Below are 21,252 nucleotides of genomic sequence, written 5' to 3' on the forward strand. Positions count from 1 at the left end.
GAACTTGATCCGCGTCAATTGGGGCAAACAACGATCACCTAGTCTGGCGCCGAACTCCACAGAGCGAAGCGCCATGACACGAAAGCTGTCACTCATCCTTGCCGCGGCCGGCCTGATGGCCCTTGCGGCCTGCTCCGAAAAGCCCGCGGGCGACGCCAGCCAGGTCCCGTTCGGCAGTGCCGCGGCGGCCGCCGTCACGCCACCGGAAAGCTTCGGTCCGCCGCAGGGCGAGCCGATCCACGCCGTACTCACCAGCCCGCCGCACGTGCCGCCGCCGGTCAATCGCAATTATCCGGCCAAGGTCATCGTGGAGCTGGAGGTGATCGAGAAGGAGATGCCCATTTCCGAGGGCGTCAGCTATACCTACTGGACGTTCGGCGGCACCGTGCCGGGCAGCTTCATCCGCGTGCGCCAGGGCGACACGGTCGAGTTCCACCTGAAGAACGCGCCCGACAGCAAGATGCCGCACAACATCGACCTGCACGGCGTCACCGGCCCCGGTGGTGGCGCGGCGTCCAGCTTCACCGCGCCCGGGCACGCCTCGCAGTTCACCTTCAAGGCGCTCAACGCCGGCATCTACGTCTACCATTGCGCCACCGCGCCGGTGGGCATGCACATCGCCAACGGCATGTACGGCTTGATCCTGGTCGAGCCGCCGGAGGGTCTGCCCAAGGTCGATCACGAGTACTACGTGATGCAGGGCGACTTCTACACCACCGGCAAGTACCGCGAGAAGGGCCATCAGCCGTTCGACATGGACAAGGCCATCGACGAGCACCCCACCTACGTGCTGTTCAACGGCCACGAAGGTGCGCTTACCGGCGACAACGCGCTGACCGCCAAGACCGGCGAGACGGTGCGCCTGTTCGTGGGCAACGGCGGCCCCAACCTGATCTCCAGCTTCCACGTGATCGGCGAGATCTTCGACCGCGTGCAGCAGGAGGGCGGCACCCATCCGCAGTCGAACGTGCAGACCACTCTGATCCCCGCCGGCGGCGCCGCCATTGTCGAGTTCCACACCGACGTGCCGGGCAGCTACGTGCTGGTCGACCACTCGATCTTCCGCGCCTTCAACAAGGGTGCGCTGGGCATCCTCAAGGTGGACGGGCCGGAGAACAAGCTGGTCTATTCGGGCAAGGAGGTGGACTCGGTCTACCTGGGCGACCGCGCCGAACCCAACCTGCACGCGGTGAGCGCGGCAGCCAAGGCGAACGCCGCCGGTACGCTCACCAAGGAAGACCAGATCAAGGCCGGCGCGCAGCTGTTCACCGGCACCTGCTCGGTCTGCCACCAGGCCGATGGCAAGGGCATGACCAACGTGTTCCCGCCGCTGGCCAAGTCGGATTACCTGGTCAAGCAGGATCGCGAGCACCTGATCTCGATCCCGCTGCACGGCCTGCACGGCAAGATCACCGTCAACGGCGTGGATTACGACTCGGTGATGCCGCCGATGAGCCAGCTCAACGACGACGAGGTGGCCAACATCCTCACCTACGTGCTGAACAGCTGGGACAACGCCGGCGGCCAGGTCACCAAGGAAGAGGTCGCCAAGGTGCGTGCGCAGCCGGCACCGCAAGCGGCACCGGAGCACTGAGGATGCGCGCCTGGCAGTTGTCGATGATGCTGGGCGCGCTGCTGGCCGGCCCGGCGGTGGCGGCGGATTACGCCCCGCTGCCGGGTGGCACGTTCACCAGCGTGCTGCCCGCCGACGGCAAGGCGGCGCCGGCGAAGATCGCGCCGTTCCGCTTGCGCACCGAGCCGGTGACCAACGCCGAATTCCTGGGCTTCGTGAAAGCCCATCCGCAGTGGCGGCGTGACCAGGCGGCCCCGGTCTTCGCCGACCGCCGCTACCTCACCCACTGGGCCGCGCCCGACGCGCTGGGCGATGCCTTGCCGCAACAGCCGGTGACGCGGGTGAGCTGGTTCGCCGCCCAGGCTTATTGCGAAAGCGAACACGCCCGCCTGCCCAGCTGGTACGAATGGGAATACGCCGCCGCGGCCGATGCCCGGCGCGCCGACGCCCGCAGCGATCCGGCCTGGCGCGAACGCGTACTGCAGTGGTACAGCCGCCCCTCCAGCCAGGCGTTGCCCACCGTGGGCGGCGCGGCCGACGTGCACGGCGTGCGCGATCTCAACGGCGTGGTGTGGGAGTGGGTGGACGACTTCAACGCCTTGCTGGTCGGCAGCGACAGCCGCGACCAGGACGGTGCCGACAAGATGAAGTTCTGCGGCGCCGGCGCCGTCAGCATGCAGGAAAAAGAGAACTACGCCACCTTGATGCGCATTGCCATGCTGAGCGCGCTGAAGGCGGTGGACACCACCAACAACATGGGCTTCCGCTGTGCGAAGCCCGACTGAGGTCCTTCCATGAAACGCCTTGCCCCGTGGTTGCTCCTGACGCTGCTGCTGGCCGGCCAGGCCTTCGCCGCCACCTCGTTGCCGCCCGATTCGGTCTACCAGTTCAACGTCGTCCTCACCGACCAGGACGGCCACGCGCAACCGTTGGCCTCGCGTCGCGGGCAGGTGCAACTGGTCAGCATGATCTACACCTCCTGCGCCATGGTCTGCCCGATGATCGTGGACACCATGAAGCTCACCCGCAAGGCCGTGGCCGAACCCGGCCGCGACAAGCTGGCCCTGCTGGCGGTGAGCTTCGACCCCGCGCGCGACAGCGTGGACGCGCTGCGCAGCTACGCCGCCACGCGCAAACTCGACATGCGCTACTGGACCCTGGCTCGCACTGAACTCAAAGACGCGCGCCCGCTGGCGGCGCTGTTCGGCCTGCAATACCGCCAGCTCCCCGATGGCGATTTCAACCACAGCAGCGAACTGATCCTGCTCGACACCGACGGCCGCATCGCCGCCCGCACCACCGTCATCGGCCGGGTCGATCCCGCGTTCGTGGCGGCCATCGACAAGGCGCTGGCAGAGCACTGAGGGCGATCGATGGCGCCGTCGCGCCCTGATGGCGCAATGACCTTGCTGCAGCGATTGTTGGCGGTTGGCGCGCGCGTGACTGAGTGAATCCGCGCAACGCGGAAAACGACGGCTATCCAGCCGCATTCGCCACCGGGCGTGACCTTCGCACTTTTTCCGTCGCAAGCCGGCCACGTCCCCCGGCCGACAAAGACTTGCATAATGAGAAGCATTCTCATTTAATAGCGCGCTGATTCGTTGCCTCCAGGCCGCGGCGGCGCATGCCATCGCGCTACCCGGAGCGACGCCCGTTCCTCTCCATCCGGGATCCCCATGCGCCCCACGAGTTCCATTCGTCTGCCGTCCCTCAGCGCGCCCAAAAATCGTTCGGCCGCATCAGCCCCTGGCCGTTTGCGCTTCGCGATCTGTGTGGCGCTGGCATGTTCACCGGGCGTATTGCTGGCCGTACCCGATGAGGCAGGCAGCAGTGCGGCCACCGATCTGGGCGCGGTGATGGTCGTGGCACAGCGCGCCGACCGTGTCAGCAACGGCGCGACCAACCTCGATCTGGGCATCAAGGACACGCCGCAGTCGATCAGCGTGGTGAGCGACGAACAGATGCAGCAATTCGGCGCCACCAGCGTCAACGATGCATTGCGCCTGGCCACCGGCGTGCAGGTGGAGGAGTGGGAAACCAACCGCACCACCTACACCTCGCGCGGTTTCGATATCCAGAACACCCAGATCGATGGTGTCGGCCTGCCCAATGGCTGGGGCGTGGCCACCGGCGCGATGGATGCGTACGGCTACGAGAAGCTGGAAGTGATCCGCGGCGCCAACGGCCTGCTGACCGGCGTGGGCAACGCGGCCGGCACCATCAACTACGTGCGCAAGCGCCCGACCAATGACGAGCAGGGCGCGGTCGGCATCAGCTACGGCTCATGGGGCACCAAGCGCCTCCAGGCGGATTATTCGACCCCGTTCACCGCGACAGGCACCTGGGCTGGGCGCATCGTTGCGGCGCATGAAGACGGCGACTCCTACCTGCGCGGCAAGGACGACAAGCGTGACTTCATCTACGGCGTGATCGACGGACAGGTCGGCGAAAACGGCACCCTGTCGGCCGGTTATTCGTGGCAGAAGGCAAAAACCAACGGCAACATGTGGGGCGCGCTGAGCTTCATGTACAGCGACGGCAGCCAGGCCGAATGGGATCGCGGCGCATCGACCACCCAGGACTGGACCTACTGGAACACCACCAGCCAGACCGGCTTCCTCGAATACACCCACCAGCTGGCGGCGGACTGGCAGTTGAAGCTCTCCTACAACTACCGCCGCATCGGCAACGACACCAAGATGTTCTACGCCACCGACGTCGACGGTACCGGCATGGAGCCGGGCACCAACCTGGGTCTGTACGGCTATCCCTGGGGTGGCCCGGATACCACCACGTCGCATCTCGGCGCGGCCACCCTCAATGGTCATTTCCAACTGTTCGGCCGCGATCAGGAGCTGATGCTGGGCGTCAGCGTAGGCAAGAGCGAAGCGACCAACCGGGAGTACGCGCAGGCGATATGCGGCACTGAAACCTGCGGCTACATCGCGATGCCTGGCTTCCCGTGGGCCGGTGACGCGATCGCCGAACCGCAGTGGGGCGAGCTCTCCGTCTACGGCACGCTGGACCAGCGGCTGAAGCGCGCGTTCGGCGCCACCCGGCTCGCGCTCACCGACCGGCTCAAGGCCGTGGTCGGCTTCAACTACGCGAACTATCACCGCGACGGCGCCAACTATGGCGTGCCCTTCGACCAGACCGAGGGCCACACCAGTCCCTACGGCGGCCTCACCTACGATTTCAACGAGCACGTGCTTGGCTATGTCAGCTATTCGGACATCTACCAGCCGCAGGATCAGGCCGACAAGGAACAGCGCTACCTCGACCCCACCAAGGGCACCAACTACGAAGTGGGCGTGAAAGCCGATTGGTTCGACCACCGGCTGCTGACCACCCTGGCCGTGTTCAAGGCCGAGCAGGACGGGCTGGCCACCGGCATCGGCTACAACGACAACGGCCAGTACTACTACGGCGGCGTCGACGTCGAATCCAAGGGCGTCGAATTCGAAGCCACTGGCAAGCTCGGCGACCACGTCGACCTGGTGTTCGGCTACACCACCCTGAAACTGACCGGCCAGGGCGGCGACGACACCTACCGCTGGGTGCCGCGTCGCACCGCGAATTTGATGCTCAGCGCGCGCCTGCCCAGCTATACGCCGTTGTCGTTCGGTGTCGGCGGGCGCTGGCAGAGCGCCATCTCCAACGTGGAAACCAGCGGCTTCGCCGTGCGCCAGGACAGTTACGCCGTGGTCAACGGTTTCGTGGCCTGGGATTTTCGCCCCAATGCCACGCTGCGTTTCAACGCCAGGAACATCACCAACGAGAAGTACATCAACACGCTGCGCTACAGCGGCTTCTACGGCGCACCGCGCAGTTACATGTTGAGCCTCGACTGGCGCTTCTGAGCGACTTCACCGTGGGAAGGCAGTAGCCGATGTCCAACACACTCGCTGTCCAGGGTTCGTCCGCGACCCGCCTTCGCGTCGCATCGCGCGTTGCTGCCGCCGTGCTCGGTGGCTACGTCTTCGCGTGGGGCACGGTCGCGGCCGTGACCGGCCTGTTGTCCGCAACGGGAATGGAATTCCACGACGCCGAGTTCCTGGGCGCCGTGGCGGGGCTGCTCGCCTACCTCGTGGCGTTCCTGTGCACCGTCGCCACGCGCCGGTTGGCGATGGCCTGGCTGGTGCTGCTGGGCGCCGGCGCGCTGATGACGGCCGCCGCTTCGTTCGTGCAATCGTTGCTGACCTGAGGAGGCGGCGTGATGTTTTCCAGTTTCCGGCAGGCCATGGCATGGCTGCACACCTGGTTCGGCCTGGTGCTGGGCTTCGTGCTGATGGCGGCATTCTTCTTCGGCGCGCTGTCGGTGTTCGATCGCGAGATCGACCGGTGGACGGTCCCCACCACCCGAATCGCGCCGCAACCGATGCCATCGTTCGAGCAGGTACTGCGACCGGCGTTCGAGCGCATGCATCCCACGCCCGCGGCGATCGACGCCATGCGTCCCCGCGTCGACGGCGCGATGCCGCAACACTTCGACACCGTGGTCAACTGGAGCGCCTACACCACCCACCGCGATCCGGTGCTGGAGTTGTACGCCGGCTACGAAGTGCCCAACGCGAAGGACCCGGAGGAGGCGATCTGGGCCTACGGCACCATCGATCCGCGCAACGGCAAGGCGCTGTCCGACGACCAGCTGAAGATCGGCAGCGGCTTCTTCTACCCGATGCATTACAGCCTCACGCTGGACTGGAAAAACCTGGGCATCTGGATCGTGGGTTTCTCCGCGCTGATGATGCTGGCGGCGCTGGTCAGCGGCGTGATCATGCACCGCAAGCTGTTCCGCGAGTTCTTCACCTTCCGCCCAGGCAAGGCGCGGCTGCGCAGCGTGCTGGATCTGCACAACCTCACCGGCGTGGTGGCGTTGCCGTTCCACTTCTTCTTTGCCTTCACCGGCCTGGTGATCTTCGCCAGCACCTACTACTTTCCCGTCGGGCAAACGCAACTGCATGGCCTGCACGAGCTGCATGAGCAGGTGGAAGCGCAGGAAACCGGCCTGCCGCACGATCGCGCCGGCGTGCCAGCGGGGCTGGCGTCGGTGGACGCGATGGTGGCCGAGGCGCAACGCCGCTGGGCCGCCGACGGCAAGGCCGGCGACGTGGGCTTTTTGATGATGCAGCACGTGGGCGACGCCAACGGCTACGTCAGCGTCTACCGCGCCGGCACCGACCGCATCGCGCTGGTGGGCGACGGCATCCACTTCAAGGCGTCGACTGGCGAACTGATCCGCGTGGACCCGCCGGCCACGCCGACGGGTCGCGTCAGCGAATTCCTCACCGGGCTGCACCTGCAGCATTTCCGCCACTGGCTGCTGCGCTGGTTCTACATGCTGGGCGGCTTGGCAGGCGCGGTCTGCATTGCGACCGGCTTTGTGTTCTTCGTCGAAAAGCGCAAGCGCCAGCATGCGCAGCGGGGCAGCCAGGGCGCACGCATCGTGGATGCGCTGGCCGTCACCACGGTGACCGGCATGCTGCTGGCCACGCTGGGCATCCTGGTGGCCAATCGCCTGCTGCCGGAGAACCTGCCGGCACGCGGCGATTGGGAGCGTTACGCGTTCTGGTGCACCTGGGCGCTGGCGCTGCTGCATGCCGCCTGGCGCAGCGCACCGGTGGCGCAAGGACGCGCGAACCCGGCCTGGCGCGAGCAGTGCATCGCGATCGCGACGCTGGCGCTGGCAGCCGTGGTGTTGAACGGCATCACCACCGGCGATTACGTGTGGCGCACGATCGCCACTGGCTACTGGCCGGTCGCTGGCATCGACCTGTTTCTGTTGTGCAGCGCCGCCGTGGCCTGCCTGACGGCTCGCGTATTGAAACGCCGCGCTTGCGTGGCGCAATCACGCATGACCGGCATGGAGATGGCACGTGTCTGAATCCGCGCTCGCGACGTGCCTGCTATCCGCGGCGTGGCTTGCCAGCGTAGCCGGCATGGGCTGGCTGGCCGTGTCGTTGCCGGTACATGCGCAACAGGTGTGGGAACGCATTCCGGCATCGGCGATGACGCGTCTGCTGCGATGCCTCGGCGTGGCGGGCATCGTCGCCGCGCTGGCCTTGTGTCTGGGCGCGGACCACGCCTCCATGGCGGTCCTGGTCTGGGTGATGGCCTCGACGGGGGCCGCCCTGCTGGTTGCCTTCACCCTGGCCTGGCGTCCGCGCTGGTTGCGCGTGCTGGCGCCGTGGGTGTGACGCGACTTCATGGGATGACGCACCCGGCCCTGTTCACCCTGAGCGTAGCCGCGCAGCGGCGAAGTCGAAGGGTTGGTAGGGCAACGGCTCACGCAGGCACACGGCCGCGTCCGTCATCAACATTCGATGACGTTCACCGCCAGCCCGCCGCGGCTGGTTTCCTTGTACTTGTCCTTCATGTCGCGGCCGGTGTCGCGCATGGTCTTGATCACCTTGTCGAGGCTGACGCGGTGCTTGCCGTCGCTTTTCAGCGCCATGCGGCTGGCGTTGATGGCCTTGACCGAGCCCATCGCATTGCGTTCGATGCAGGGGATCTGCACCAGGCCGCCGATCGGGTCGCAGGTGAGGCCGAGGTTGTGCTCCATGCCGATTTCGGCGGCGTTCTCGACCTGCCAGATGCTGCCGCCCAGCGCGGCGGTGAGGCCGCCGGCGGCCATCGAGCAGGCCACGCCGACCTCGCCCTGGCAGCCCACTTCAGCGCCGGAGATGGAGGCGTTTTCCTTGTACAGGATGCCGATGGCGGCGGCGGTGAGCATGAATTCGATGATGCCGTTTTCGTCGGCCTTGGGGCAGAAGCGCTGGTAGTAATGCAGCACCGCCGGCATGATGCCGGCCGCGCCGTTGGTGGGCGCGGTGACCACGCGGCCGCCGGCGGCGTTCTCCTCGTTGACGGCCAGCGCGTAGAGGTTGACCCAGTCCAGGATGGTGAGCGGATCGCGCAACGCGGCCTCGGGCTGGTTGCGCAGTTCCTCCGCCATCGCCGGCGCGCGGCGTGCCACGTGCAGGCCGCCGGGCAGCGTGCCGGGTGAGCGCAGGCCGCGGGTCACGCAATCCTGCATCGCCTGCCAGATGGTCAGCAGGCCGGCACGGGTTTCCGCTTCGCTGCGCCACACCGATTCGTTGGACATCATCAACTGGGCGATGGTCATGCCGTGCTGTTCGCACAGCGCCAGCATCCGGTCGCCGCTGCTGAACGGGTAGGGCTGTTCGGTGGTGTCGGCCACGATGCGGTCTTCGGCGGCTTCGTCCTTGTTGACCACGAAACCGCCGCCCACGGAGTAGTAGTCGCGCGTGGCCAGCAGGTTGCCGTCGGCGTCATACGCGGAGAAGCGCATGCCGTTGGTGTGGAACGGCAGCTTCTGGCGCTTGTTGAACACCAGGTCGCTTTTCTCGTCGAACGCGATGTCGCGCTTGCCCAGCAGCTGCAGCCGGCCGCTGGAGCGGATGCGCTCCAGCGTGGCGGGGATGCCATCCGGGTCGATGGTGTCGGGATGCTGGCCTTCCAGCCCCAGCAGCACGGCCTTGTCGGTGCCATGGCCGCGGCCGGTCAGCGCCAGCGAGCCGAACAGTTCGGTGCGCACGCGGGTCACCTGGTCCAGCACGCCCTTTTCCTCCAGCCAGCGTTCGGTGAACCGCGCGGCGGCGCGCATCGGGCCCACCGTGTGCGAGGAGGACGGCCCGATGCCGATCTTGAACAGGTCGAATACGCTGACGGCCATGTGGCTGCCGAGGGAGGAAAGGTGCGCGCTATTCTACGCGGGCCCCCTTGAACGCAGCCCCTGCCGAAACGCATGCCCGACCTGATCCTGTACCAGCGCGACTACTGCCATCTCTGCGACCTGGCCCTGGCGGTGCTGGCCGAGGCGCGCGCGCCGGACTTCGACAGCGCATGGGTGGACGATTCGGTCGAACTGGAAGCGCGCTATGGCGTGCGCGTCCCGGTGCTGCGCGACAACCGCACCGGTCGCGAGCTGGACTGGCCGTTCGATGCCGCTGCGGTGCGGGCGTTTCTCGGTCAGCCTGGCTGACACTGGGCTGGCGCTCGCCGTGTCCTAGAATGAAACGTCGCCTGGAACATTCCCCATCATGGTTCGTGCCACCCAACCTTCCAGCCTGAATCGCTGGCGCGATCGCGCCACGGCGTTGTCGCCGCTGCTGGCCGACGCACTGGATGCCTGCGCCGGGCAGCCGCTGGACGAGGCCGGCTGCGCCGATGTGCTGGATCTGCTGGACATGCTCGGCTGCGATGCGCAGACGCTGGCGGCGGCGCTGTGGTTCGAGCTGGCGCGGGTGGCGCCGGCGGTATGGACTGCCCGCAGCGAATCGCTGCCGGCCGACGTGCAGCGGTTGGTGGCCGGCCAGCAGGCGGCCGAGCAGGTATGGGCGCTGCATGCGCAGAAGCGCACGCCGGAACGGGCGGCCGAAGGTTTGCGCCGGCTGCTGCTGGCGATCATCCGCGACCTGCGCGTGGTGTTCATCCTGCTGGCGCGGCAGCTGGCGCGGATGCGCGCGGCGGCGTCGTGGCCGGCGGAGGAGAGCGCCGCGCTGGCCCGGCTCACCCGCGACATCCATGCACCGCTGGCCAACCGGCTCGGCATCTGGCAGCTGAAGTGGGAGCTGGAGGATCTGGCGTTCCGTTACCTGCAACCGGACACCTACCGCCGCATCGCCAAGTTGCTGGACGAACGCCGCGCCGATCGCGAGGCGTTCATCCGCCAGTCGCTGGACGAATTGCAGCACGACCTTGAGGCCGGCGGCATCCATGCCGAGCTGGCCGGGCGACCCAAGCACATCTATTCCATCTGGAAAAAAATGCAGCGCAAGGCGCTGGAGTTTTCCGACCTGTACGACATCCGCGCGGTACGCGTGCTGGTGGACAGCGTGTCCGACTGCTATGCCGCGCTGGGCGTGGTGCATGCGCGCTGGCCGCACCTGCCAGGCGAGTTCGACGACTACATCGCGCGGCCCAAGGGCAACGGCTACCAGTCGCTGCACACCGCCGTGCTGGGGCCGTCGGGCAAGACGCTGGAAGTGCAGATCCGCACCCACGAGATGCATCGCGCCAACGAGCTGGGCGTGGCCGCGCACTGGCGCTACAAGGAGGGCGGCAGCGCCGACGCCGAGTTCGAGGCCAAGATCGCCTGGATGCGCAAGCTGCTCGACGCACGCGGCGAGGACGACAGCAAACTCGCCGCCGACCTGCACACCGAATTGCTGGAAGACCGCGTCTACCTGCTGACGCCCAAGGGCGAGGTGTTCGACCTGCCGCACGGCGCCACCGTGCTGGATTTCGCCTACCACGTACATACCGAGGTGGGACACCGCTGCCGCGGCGCCAAGGTCAACGGCCGCATCGTGCCGCTGACGTTCCAGCCGCAGAGTGGCGACCGGGTGGAAATACTCACCACCAAGATTGCCGAGCCCAGCCGCGACTGGCTGTCGGTGCATCACGGTTATCTCAACACCTCGCGGGCGCGCGACAAGGTGCGTGTGTGGTTTCGCAAGCTGGCGCACGACGCCAACGTGGCGGCCGGCCGCGCCATGTTCGAGCGCGAGCTGAAGCGCATGGCGCTGCCCGCCGTTTCCGCCGCCGACGTGGCGAAACTGCCCGCCCATTTCAACCTGAAAACGCCGGACGACCTGCTGGTGGCGGTGGCGCTGGGCGAAGTCACGCCCGGCCAGCTCACCCGCGTCTTGCAGGAGGCGGCGCAACCACCGGCGCCGCTCGTCACCCAATCGGCCACGCCGGTGGCGTCGCGCCACGCCACGCTCGATCACAGCGCGCTCAGCATCCAGGGTATCGGCAACCTGCTGACCACGCTGGCACGCTGCTGCCAGCCGCTGCCGGGCGATCCGGTGCGCGGCTTCATCACCCGCGGCCGCGGCGTGTCGGTGCACCGGGCCGACTGCGCCAGCCTGGCGCGGCTGGCGCGGCGCGATCCGGATCGGGTGATCGAGGTGAACTGGGGCACCGCGTCGGCACAGGCGTACGAGGTCGACATCGAAGTGCGCGGCTATGACCGCAAGGGCCTGCAGAAAGACATCACCAGCGTGATCAGCAACGCCAACACCCACATCATCGCCTCGTCCAGCCGCCTGTTCGTGCACACCGGTGAGGTGGAAATGCGCTTCACCCTGCGCGTGCGGGATTACGAGCAGCTGTCGATCCTGCTGGCCAAGCTGCAGGCGCTGCCCAACGTGATTGACGCGCGCCGCGTGGGCGTCGGCTGAATCCACCTGCAATACCGGCGCCCGCAACCCCGGGGTGTCGTCGGGCCGATGTTAAGCTGCGCCAGTTGTTCCGGACGATGGGCCCATGAGCGGAAACAGGGAAAACCACGAAAACGATCCGCGCGGTCGCACCGAGCCTACGCTCGGCGATATCGACCGGATGGATGCGCCGGCGCCCGCGCCGGCATCCGACGGATTGCCGCAGGTGACGGTGGAGCCGCGCGTGTCGCGCACCCGCACCCGTGCGCCGCGGCCGGAGTCCGGCCACCGCGGCTGGCTGATGGCCTTGTTGCTGCTGGTGTTCGTGGCGCTGATCGCCACCGTCTGGTTCAAGCAGAACGACCTGCGCGGCATGCTGCCGCGCACCGAGTTGAACGACGTGCTGAGCCGGGCGCAACAGGCGTTGCAGGATGGACGTCTGGACGGCCAGGATGGTACCAGTGCCCGCGAGCTGTACCAGGCCGCCGTGGCGCTGGAGCCGGACAACGATGCCGCGCGCAACGGCCTGCACCAGGTCGGTCGCGCCGAACTGTCGCAAGGCGATACGGCATTGCAGGCCGGCCAGCTCGACCAGGCCGCGCAGCACGCCGCCGTGGCGCGCCAGCTGCTGGGTGGCGGCAGCGACATCGACCGGCTCGACCGCGCCATCGATAAAGCCCGCGCGGCGCACCTGCCGACCGATGATCTCGTCGATCGCGCGCGCCAGGCCTTTGCCGCCGGCCAGCTGGATGGCGAGCAGGGCGCCGGTGCGCTGTACCAGAAAATGCTGCGCGCCAACCCCGGCAATGCAGTCGCCGCACACGGCCTCAACCAGGTCGGCGACGCGCTTGCCGAGCAGGCGCGCAAGGCGCTCGATACGAAGCAGGACAGTGAAGCCGCCGCGCTGATCGACCGGCTGGCTGCGCTGCAACCCAACCACGGCGCCTTGCCTGCCTTGCGCGCGCAGCAGGCGCAGCAGCGCCAGCAAAACACCGAGGCGCTGGACGAGGCGATCAAGCAGGGCCGCGCCGCGCTCGCCGAGGGCCGCGTCAGCGGTGCCGGCGACGACACCGCACTGGCACATTTCAAGGCGGCGCTGGCGATTGATCCCGACAGCCGCGAGGCGCATGCCGGCCTCGGCATGGTGGCGCAGGCGATGATCGTGCGCGCCAACGCCGCGATCGAAGCGGGCGACCGCAGCCAGGCCGCCGGCCTGCTCGACCAGGCAGCGGCGCTGGCCCCCAAATCCGCCGACCTCGCCGCGGCGCGGGCACGCATCGACGCGGCCACTGCCGCCACGTCGTCGCCGGGCGAGAAGGCCGCGCCAACCGCCGCGGCCGCGCCGGATGATGCGGGGCTGGTAGCGCCAACCTTGTCGGCCGCCCAGCAGGCGCAGATCACCCAGTTGCTGCAAGGCGCGCAGGCGGCTGCCACGCGCGGCGACATCATGCTGCCGCCAGGTGGCAGCGCCTACGACCTGTATCGCCAGGCACTGGCCATCGATGGCAACAACGTCGAGGCGCGCCGTGGTTTGCAGGCCTTGCCGGTGCAGGTGGAGCAGCGGTTCAACCAGGCGCTGGCCGCCGGCCAGCTGGGCCAGGCCACCGACATGCTGGCGAACCTGGCCGAGCTGGCACCGGGCGACCCCGCGCAGGGCGCGCTGGCCAATCGACTGGCCGGCGCGTGGCTCGATCAGGCCGACCGCCAGCTGGCCAGCGGCGATCGCGTGGGCGCTGCCCAGTCGCTGAATCGCGCCCGCAAACTCACGCCCGACAGCGCGCGGGTGCAGGATATGGCCGTCCGTTTGCAGGGCGGTCCGTGAGCCCTGCTGGCGGCATCCAATCCACGATCGGGTACGGCGCAGCGTCAGGCTGGCGTCGTGCGCTGGTCAGTCGCACATCGAGCGCGCCATGACAATCCTGGTGTTCGGTGGCAGCAGCCAGATCGGCCATTTCCTGTTGCCGCGGCTGCTGGAGCGCGGCGAGTCGATCATTTCCCTGAGCCGGCAACCGCGACCGGAACAGCCTGGCGTGACCTGGCTGCACGGCCAGCTTCCCGACCAGGTGCCCACATTGCCGGCGCTGTCGGCGATCGTAAGCTTCGGCCCGTTGCAACCGTTCGCGGACTGGCTGGCGGCCACGCCGCTGGAAGGCGCGCCGCGGGTGATCGCCACCAGCTCGATGAGCGCCGAGACCAAGCGTGATTCGGCGGTACCGGCCGAACGCGCCATCTCGCAGTTGCTGCGCGATGGCGAGTCGGCGCTGGCGGCCGCCTGTGCCCGTCATGGCTGCGCCTGGACCGTGCTGCGGCCCACGCTGATCTATGGCGCGGGCCTGGACAAGAGCCTGACACCAATCGCCCGCCGCGCCCGCCGCCTGCGGGTTTTCCCGCTGCCCGGCGGGCATGGCCTGCGCCAGCCGGTGCACGCGGACGACATTGCCCAGGCCGTGGTGGCGGCGCTGGCTTGCCCGGCGGTTGCCGGCCGCATCCTGCCGATCGGCGGCGGCGAGCGCCTGTCTTTTGTCGAGATGTTCCGCCGCGTGCGCCGCAGCCAGCCGTGCGCCACCTTGCCGCTGCCGCTGCCCGGCGGCCTGTTGCGCGCCTGTGCCAGCGCCTTGCCGCGCCTGCGCGGGCCGCTGAACCGGTTGGACACCGACCTGATCGCCGACAACAGCGAGTTGCAGTGCCTGCTCGGCATCCACCCGCGCGCATTCGATCCCGAATCCACGATGTGGTTCCCACCGGGTCAGTGACGCCAGGCCCGAGCGGCGGGGTTGTATGAGGACATGTAGGAGCGACTTCAGTCGCGATGCTTCTGCTCTGGAGCTCCAAAGCAAGAGCATCGCGACTGAAGTCGCTCCCACAGGAGTCGCCCCCACATTATTGATGGTCACCCCAACATTCGCTGCGATGACCGCGTTTTGCCCGCAAAATACCCGCACCATTCATATGCGCCTCGGGTAGCAGGCCCTATGATCGACGCATTTGATCGAGGATTCCCCGCCGTTGGCCTTCCTGACCCGTACCCGTTCCCTGGCGCGCCGCACGTGGCCGTGGCTGCGCATCCCGTTCTGGATCGGCATGGGCCTGCTGGTGGGTTTCGTGCTGCCGTACATGCTGGTGTTGAACAAGCGTGTGCAGGAGCGTTTCAACGACCTGGTGTTCGCAGTGCCCACGCGGGTGTACGCGCGGCCGCTGCCGCTGGCCGCGGGCGTGCCGATGACGCCCGCCGCGCTGGAGCTGGAGCTGACCTTTGCCGGCTATCGCCGTGGCGACCGCGGCAACTTGCCCGGTAGCTGGGTCAAGGACGGATCGCGCTACACCATCGCCTCGCGTGGTTACGCCGGCCCGGCCGGCGGCGAGTTGCCGAAGCGGATCGAGGTGACCCTGGGCAAGGGCGAGGTGCGTTCGGTCACCGACGCGGCCAGCGACAAGGCGATGGCCATCGCGCATCTCGACCCCGCGCGCATCGCCACGTTGTACGGCGCCAGCCAGGTGGAGCGGCGCATCGTGCATCTGGCCGATGTGCCGCCGCTGCTGGTCAGCGGCTTGCAGGCGGTGGAAGACCGCGATTTCAAGCACAACATCGGCGTCGATTTCTCGGCCATCGCGCGGGCGGCGTTCGCCAACCTGCGCGCCGGCCGCACGGTGCAGGGCGCGTCCACGCTGACCCAGCAACTGGTGCGCAACCTGTTCCTCACCCGCGAGCGCAGCTTCACCCGCAAGATCAACGAAGCGTTGATGTCGGTGCTGATCGAGCTGCACTACAGCAAGGGTCGGATCCTGGAGGCGTACATCAACGAGGTTTTCCTCGGCCAGCAGGGCGACCAGGCGGTGCACGGTTTCGCGGCCGCCTCGGAGTTCTATTTCGGGCGCCGGCTGGAGGCGTTGCGGCCGCAGGAGATCGCGATGCTGGTGGGCCTGGTGAAAGGCCCCAGCTATTACGACCCGCGCCGCTATCCCGAGCGTGCGCTGGCGCGCCGGAATCTTGTGCTGCAGGAGTTCGAGACCACCGGTTTGCTGACCGGTGCACAGGCCAATGCGGCGCAGGCGGCGCCGCTGGACGTGATCAAGAACGGCCAGCTGCCGCACAACCGTTTCCCGGCTTTCATGCAACTGGTGCGCGAGCAGATCACCAGCGACTTCGATGACGAAACGCTGCGCGGCGGCCACCTGTCGGTGTTCACCACGCTCGACCCGGCGGCGCAGATCTACACCGAGCAGGCGATCAGCAGCACGGTGAAGGCGCTGGGCAAGCGGGGCGAGGCGGTGCAGGCGGCGGCGGTAGTGACCAGTGCGCAAACCGGCAACGTGCTGGCCGTGGTGGGCGACAAGCGGCCGGGCGCGCAGGGCTTCAACCGGGCGCTGGATGCGCGCCGGCAGATCGGCTCCACGATCAAGCCGTTCATCTATCTGGTGGCCCTGACCCAGCCCGAGCGCTGGAACCTGGCCACCTTGCTGGACGACGGCCCGATCTCGCTGCGCCAGCCCAATGGCACCGTCTGGAACCCGCAGAACGACGACAACCAGAGCCACGGCATGGTGCCGATGGTGGATGCGCTGGCGAAGTCGTGGAACCTGGCCACCATCCACCTCGGCATGGCGCTGGGGCTGCCGCGGATCAAGGCGTTCCTGCAGTCGTTCGGGCTGACCGGCGTCAACCCCGGCCCGTCGTTGCTGCTTGGTGCGCTGGATCTTTCGCCGCTGCAGGTTACCCATCTTTACCAGTACCTGGCCGCTGACGGCCACGCGCTGCCGCTGGTTGCCGTCAGCGGTGTGCTCGACGGCAACGGTCGCACGATCAAACGCTATCAGGTGCAGCCCGGCGACGGCGAATACCAGAGCGCGGTGCGGTTGACCACCTGGGCGTTGCAGCAGGTGGCGGTGTACGGCACCGCGCATTCGATCGGCAATTCGGGGCTGGCGTGGCTGCACGCCGCCGGCAAGACCGGTACCAGCAACGACCTGCGCGACAGCTGGTTTGCCGGCTACACCGGCGAACACCTGGCGGTGTTCTGGATGGGCCGCGATGACAACAAGCCGGCCGGCCTGTTCGGTTCCACCGGTGCCTTGCGTGCGTGGCGCGAGCTGTTCGCCAAGCTGCCCACCCGGCCGTTGTCCAGCGCACCGGGCAGCGGCCTGGAGATGGCCTGGATCAACCCGACCAGCGGCCGCCGCACTGATCCGCAATGCGCTGGCGCGCAACAGGTGCCGGTGGTGGCCGGCAGCCTGTCCGCCGATGTCGATGGCTGCGCCTGGGAAACCGTGCAAGGCCTGTTCGGCGTCGGTCAGCCCACCACCAACGGCGCGCCCGGCGCCCCGGCCGCTCCGGCGGCACCGGTTGCTCCCACTGCCCCCTCGAACCCCGCTGATCCGTACCGGAATTGACCATGTCGTACCTTGTAAACACCGCGCGTAGCGGCGCCTTGTTGGTGGCCGTCGCGTTTTTTGCCGGCTGTGCCACGCCGCCGCCGCCCGCCCCATCGCGCGCGGCCGCTCCCGCCCACGACATGGTGGCCGCCATCCGTGCCGCCGGTGACCGCGAAAGCTCGGTGATCGCCGTCAATCCGCTGGGTGATCCCGGCGTCACCGGGCTGCAGGATGCCGCCCGCGTCGACGCCAACGCCGGCCGTTACGCCGATGCCGGGGCCAAGCTCGACCAGGCCTTGAAGCTCAGCCCGGATTCGCCCGCCCTGCTGCAGGACCGTGCCGAAATCGCCATCCGGCTGGGTGATTTCAGCGGTGCCGAAAAACTGGCCCATCGCTCATGGTCGCTGGGGCCGAAGCTGGGCCCGTTGTGCGCCCGCAACTGGCAGACCATCGTGGAGTTGCGGCTGCACGCCAGGGACGAGGCCGGCGCCGCCACCGCGCGCAAATGGCTGGCCCAGTGCCACAAGGCGGGCGTGCCGCGTTACTGATATGGACGTCAAGGCGTCCATATGCTGAAGTCATTGATCGCCGGCTCAGTGGTGGTCTGGCGGCACTCAGGCCTCGATGATGCCGCCGCGTTCCCACTCCGCCACCGGACCCGGTTCCAGCCGAAACAGCGGGTGACAGGCTAGTTGCTTGCAGGCCTGCCATTGCCGGTGCAGCTGCGGCGAGCGCTGTCGCAGCTTGGCCATCAGGTGCGCCCATTCGTGCGCCAACTGACCGTCGCTGGCGGCGATGGGGGTCACCGCGAGAACCGGTTCGATCTTGCTGCGGTCGAAGACATAGCCGCGCGCCAGCGACTCGGCGTAAACGGCGCACAGATAGGATTCGATCGCGGACAACGGCGCGGGATGGGCGCGGAAACGCTGCAGTTGTGGATGATTGCGATAGCCGCGCGTCTCGCCCCGCAATACTGCGCGCGCCAGCAGGGCCTCACGCCAGAGCGCCACCAGGCCTTGTCGGTCCAGATAACTCGGATGCAGTGTCCATAACCGCATGATGTGAACCTCCGCGCCGCGTACGCGCATTGTCGCCGCAAGCGGCATCCGCTCGAAAGCGGCGCGCCAAGGTTTCGTCGCCGCGGCCGCTCGGCGATACTGGCGTGATGATTGATCACGACGACCCCGCAACCATGGATGTTGCGGCGCTGCTGGGCAGCGATGGCCCGTTTGCCCGCGAGGTGCCAAGCTTCGCCCCGCGTGAGGCACAGCAGCGCATGGCGCAGGCCGTGGCGCAGGCCATTGCGGGGCGTGAAACGCTGATTGCCGAGGCGGGTACCGGCACCGGCAAGACCTTCGCCTACCTGGTGCCGGCGTTGCTGTCGGGCGAGCGGGTGATCATTTCCACCGGCACCAAGACGCTGCAGGACCAGCTGTATTTCCGCGACCTGCCGCGCGTGCGTTCGGTGCTGGGCGCGCGGCTGAAGACCGCCTTGCTGAAAGGCCGCGCCAACTACCTGTGCCTGTACCGGCTGGACCAGACCGTGCGCGAGGGTGCCACCTTCGAGCGTACGCAGGCCGCGCAACTGGCCACCATCCGCGCCTGGTCCGCGCGCACCCGCCGTGGCGACCGCATGGAGCTGGCCGAGGTGCCGGAGGAGTCGCCGCTGTGGCCGCGCGTCACCTCCACCCCGGAAAACTGCCTGGGCGTGGAGTGCCCGTTCTTCGACGACTGCCACGTGGTGAAGGCGCGCCGCGAGGCGATGGAGGCCGACGTGGTGGTGGTCAATCACCACCTGCTGTTCGCGGACCTGGCGCTGAAGCAGGAAGGTTTCGGCGAGATCCTGCCCGGCGCCGCCGCCTTCATCCTGGATGAGGCGCATCAGGTGCCCGAGCTGGCCGGGCAGTTCTTTTCGCAGAGCCTCAGCGCGCGCCAGCTGACCGACCTGGCGCACGATGCGCTGGCCGAATGCACCGGCGTTACCGGCGCCATCGGATTGCTGCTGGAGCCGGTGGAAGCGTTGCAGGAATCCCTCCGCCAACTGCGCCTGGCGATGGCGCCGCTGCCACAGCGTGGCGCGTTCCAGGAGCTGGAGGATCGCGCCGGTGTGCGCGAGGCCCTGCACGACTTGCGCGAGCTGCTGGCCACGCTGACCGAGCTGCTGGTCTCCCAGGCCGAGCGTTCGCGCGGCTTCTCCAACCTCAGCGAGCGCGCCACTGCATTGGCCGAAAGGCTCGACCGCATCGTGGAGGATCGCAGCGAGCGCGACGTGCGCTGGTACGAGTCATGGACGCGTGGTTTCGCCCTGCATGCCACGCCGCTTGATCTGGCCACGCCGATGCGTGCCCTGCGCGAACGCACCCAGGCGGCGTGGATACACACCTCGGCCACGCTGTCGGTGGCCGGGAATTTCGATCATTTCGCCCGCCAGCTGGGATTGGACGACCCGCGGACGCTGAGCCTGGAAAGCCCGTTCGACTACGCCAGACAAGGCCTGTGCTACCTGCCGTCGGGCCTGCCTGACCCCAACGCGCGCGACTACACCGAGCAGGTGATCGAGGCCGCGTTGCCGGTGCTGCACGCCTCCAACGGCCGCGCGTTTCTGCTGTTCACCTCGCATCGCGCGTTGCGCCGCGCCGCCGAGTTGCTGGAAGACAAGGTGCCCTGGCCGCTGTTCGTGCAGGGCACCGCGCCACGGCCGCGGCTGCTGGAAGACTTCCGCGCCAGCGGCCACGGCGTGCTGCTGGGCGCGGCCAGTTTCTGGGAGGGCGTGGACGTGGTGGGCGAGGCGCTGAGCGTGGTGGTGATCGACAAGCTGCCGTTCGCCGCGCCCGACGATCCGGTGCTGGTGGCGCGGCTCGCCGCGCTGGAAGCCTCCGGTATCAACCCGTTCATGGGCTGGCAGGTGCCCAGCGCGGTGATCGCGCTGAAGCAAGGCGCCGGCCGCCTGATCCGCGACGTGCACGACCGCGGCGTGCTGATGCTGTGCGACCCGCGCCTCACCGGCAAGGGCTACGGCAAACTGTTTCTCGCCAGCGTGCCGCCGATGCCGCGCACCCGGGAATTGGCCGATGTGCAGGCGTTTTTCGATGACGCGACCGCCTCACTGTAGGAGCGACTTCAGTCGCGACGCCTTTGCCCTTCGGTCATGGCAAGAGCGTCGCGGCTGAAGCCGCTCCTACAACGGCTGGCTGGCTTCTTTTACAAATCCCGAATCCCGTCGCTACGACATCGGCTCGGGCTTGGCACCCAGCTTGGGCGGCAGCGGGATGAATTCCTCGTGGTCCAGGTCCGGCAGTTTCATGCGTCCGGCGGCCCAGTCGGCGCGGGCCTGGTCGAGCCGTTCGGGCGACGAGGAGACGAAGTTCCAGTCGATGTAGCGCGGCCCCACCGGCTCGCCGCCCAGCGCCATGACTACCGCACCGCTGTGGGTGGCGATGGTGGCGGCCTTGCCGGGCACCAGCACCGCCATCTTGCCCGCTTCGACCCGCTCGCCGTCGATCTCCACTTCGCCGCTGGCCACGTAGACCGCCCGCTCGGGGTACTCGGCCGGCAGCGACACCCGCGCGCCGGCGCGCAGTTGCCAGTGCACGTAGAACTGCGGCGAATCGACTTTCACCGGCGACGTCACGCCGGCCAGGCTGCCGGCGATCAGCCGCCCGGTGAGGCCGTCGTCGTCGAAGACCGGCAAGTCATGGTTGGCGTAATGCCAGAAGCCCGGGTCCATTTCCTCGCGCCCGTCCGGCAGCGCCACCCAGGCCTGGATGCCGTCCAGCGGCCCGCCCTGCGCGCGCAGTTTCTCGAAGCGCTCCGAATGCGTGATGCCGCGGCCGGCGGTCATCCAGTTGACCTCGCCGGGGCGCACGGCCTGCTCGGAGCCGAGGCTGTCGCGGTGCATGATCTCGCCGTCGAAAAGATAGGTGATGGTCGACAGCCCGATGTGCGGATGCGGGCGCACGTCCGCCTCACGCGGCAGGCCGGGCGCGATCTGCTTCGGGCCCATGCGGTCGAAGAAAATGTAGGGGCCGACCATGCGGCGCTGGGCGAACGGCAGCACGCGGCCGACTTCGAAGGAGCCCAGGTCGCGGCGGCGCTGGGCGATGATGAGTTCGATCACGGGAT

17 protein-coding genes are annotated in these 21,252 nt (G+C 68.0%); 14 read left to right on the plus strand and 3 right to left on the minus strand.

All coding sequences use genetic code 11. The annotated features are described in order from the left end of the window. The first annotated feature begins 73 nt into the window (after positions 1-73). The 7 genes from nirK (at position 74) to ACFPK0_RS04060 (ending at position 7,770) form a co-directional block, all read left to right on the plus strand. Positions 74-1,594, plus strand: a complete 1,521-nt coding sequence (gene nirK, locus ACFPK0_RS04030; protein ID WP_377338549.1) for a copper-containing nitrite reductase — start codon at positions 74-76, stop codon at positions 1,592-1,594. A 2-nt stretch (positions 1,595-1,596) separates the two neighbouring features. Further along, entirely contained in the window at positions 1,597-2,358 is a 762-nt protein-coding gene (locus ACFPK0_RS04035; RefSeq protein WP_377338551.1) for a formylglycine-generating enzyme family protein, read from the plus strand. Between the two features lie 9 nt (positions 2,359-2,367). Next, positions 2,368-2,937: an SCO family protein gene (locus ACFPK0_RS04040; protein ID WP_377338553.1), complete on the plus strand. Its 570-nt coding sequence runs from the start codon at positions 2,368-2,370 to the stop codon at positions 2,935-2,937. Between the two features lie 408 nt (positions 2,938-3,345). Beyond that, positions 3,346-5,433: a TonB-dependent siderophore receptor gene (locus ACFPK0_RS04045; protein WP_377338555.1), complete on the plus strand. Its 2,088-nt coding sequence runs from the start codon at positions 3,346-3,348 to the stop codon at positions 5,431-5,433. A gap of 29 nt (positions 5,434-5,462) precedes the next feature. Then, entirely contained in the window at positions 5,463-5,777 is a 315-nt protein-coding gene (locus ACFPK0_RS04050; protein ID WP_056081686.1) for a hypothetical protein, read from the plus strand. Positions 5,778-5,789: 12 nt separating this feature from the next. Continuing rightward, a complete protein-coding gene (locus ACFPK0_RS04055; RefSeq protein ID WP_377338557.1) occupies positions 5,790-7,457 on the plus strand; it encodes a PepSY-associated TM helix domain-containing protein in 1,668 nt (555 codons plus the stop codon). Next, a complete protein-coding gene (locus tag ACFPK0_RS04060; protein WP_377338559.1) occupies positions 7,450-7,770 on the plus strand; it encodes a DUF3325 domain-containing protein in 321 nt (106 codons plus the stop codon). Before ACFPK0_RS04055 ends, ACFPK0_RS04060 begins: the two co-directional genes overlap by 8 nt. Before the next feature lie 116 nt (positions 7,771-7,886). Here ACFPK0_RS04060 and ACFPK0_RS04065 read toward each other — a convergent pair whose 3' ends face one another. Continuing rightward, on the minus strand, positions 7,887-9,269 hold the full coding sequence (locus tag ACFPK0_RS04065; RefSeq protein WP_377338561.1) for an L-serine ammonia-lyase: 1,383 nt from the start codon (positions 9,267-9,269) through the stop codon (positions 7,887-7,889). A 72-nt stretch (positions 9,270-9,341) separates the two neighbouring features. Here ACFPK0_RS04065 and ACFPK0_RS04070 point away from each other — a divergent pair, with 72 nt between their 5' ends. The 6 genes from ACFPK0_RS04070 to ACFPK0_RS04095 all read left to right on the plus strand — a co-directional run bounded on the left by ACFPK0_RS04070 (position 9,342) and on the right by ACFPK0_RS04095 (position 17,678). Beyond that, positions 9,342-9,578, plus strand: a complete 237-nt coding sequence (locus ACFPK0_RS04070; RefSeq protein WP_377338563.1) for a glutaredoxin family protein — start codon at positions 9,342-9,344, stop codon at positions 9,576-9,578. 58 nt (positions 9,579-9,636) lie between these two features. Further along, positions 9,637-11,781 carry a bifunctional (p)ppGpp synthetase/guanosine-3',5'-bis(diphosphate) 3'-pyrophosphohydrolase gene (locus ACFPK0_RS04075; RefSeq protein ID WP_377338565.1) on the plus strand — a complete coding sequence of 715 codons (2,145 nt, stop codon included), beginning with the start codon at positions 9,637-9,639 and terminating at the stop codon, positions 11,779-11,781. Positions 11,782-11,866: 85 nt separating this feature from the next. After that, positions 11,867-13,582 (plus strand): hypothetical protein, encoded by a 1,716-nt coding sequence (locus ACFPK0_RS04080; RefSeq protein ID WP_377338567.1) that lies wholly within the window; start codon positions 11,867-11,869, stop codon positions 13,580-13,582. An 88-nt stretch (positions 13,583-13,670) separates the two neighbouring features. After that, positions 13,671-14,513 carry an SDR family oxidoreductase gene (locus ACFPK0_RS04085; RefSeq protein ID WP_377338569.1) on the plus strand — a complete coding sequence of 281 codons (843 nt, stop codon included), beginning with the start codon at positions 13,671-13,673 and terminating at the stop codon, positions 14,511-14,513. 253 nt (positions 14,514-14,766) lie between these two features. Continuing rightward, positions 14,767-17,148, plus strand: a complete 2,382-nt coding sequence (mrcB, locus tag ACFPK0_RS04090) for a penicillin-binding protein 1B (protein WP_377338571.1) — start codon at positions 14,767-14,769, stop codon at positions 17,146-17,148. Positions 17,149-17,150: 2 nt separating this feature from the next. After that, entirely contained in the window at positions 17,151-17,678 is a 528-nt protein-coding gene (locus tag ACFPK0_RS04095) for a tetratricopeptide repeat protein (protein WP_377338573.1), read from the plus strand. A 66-nt stretch (positions 17,679-17,744) separates the two neighbouring features. Here the strand turns inward: ACFPK0_RS04095 and ACFPK0_RS04100 are convergent, their stop codons facing one another. Beyond that, positions 17,745-18,188 (minus strand): pyrimidine dimer DNA glycosylase/endonuclease V, encoded by a 444-nt coding sequence (locus tag ACFPK0_RS04100; protein ID WP_377338575.1) that lies wholly within the window; start codon positions 18,186-18,188, stop codon positions 17,745-17,747. Positions 18,189-18,295: 107 nt separating this feature from the next. Here ACFPK0_RS04100 and ACFPK0_RS04105 point away from each other — a divergent pair, with 107 nt between their 5' ends. After that, entirely contained in the window at positions 18,296-20,242 is a 1,947-nt protein-coding gene (locus tag ACFPK0_RS04105) for an ATP-dependent DNA helicase (RefSeq protein ID WP_377338577.1), read from the plus strand. A 111-nt stretch (positions 20,243-20,353) separates the two neighbouring features. Here the strand turns inward: ACFPK0_RS04105 and ACFPK0_RS04110 are convergent, their stop codons facing one another. After that, positions 20,354-21,247, minus strand: coding sequence for a pirin family protein (locus ACFPK0_RS04110; protein ID WP_377338579.1), 894 nt, complete (start codon positions 21,245-21,247; stop codon positions 20,354-20,356). Between the last annotated feature and the right edge of the window lie 5 nt (positions 21,248-21,252).

Source organism: Rhodanobacter ginsenosidimutans, assembly GCF_042655685.1.
Taxonomy (GTDB): Bacteria; Pseudomonadota; Gammaproteobacteria; order Xanthomonadales; family Rhodanobacteraceae; genus Rhodanobacter; species Rhodanobacter ginsenosidimutans.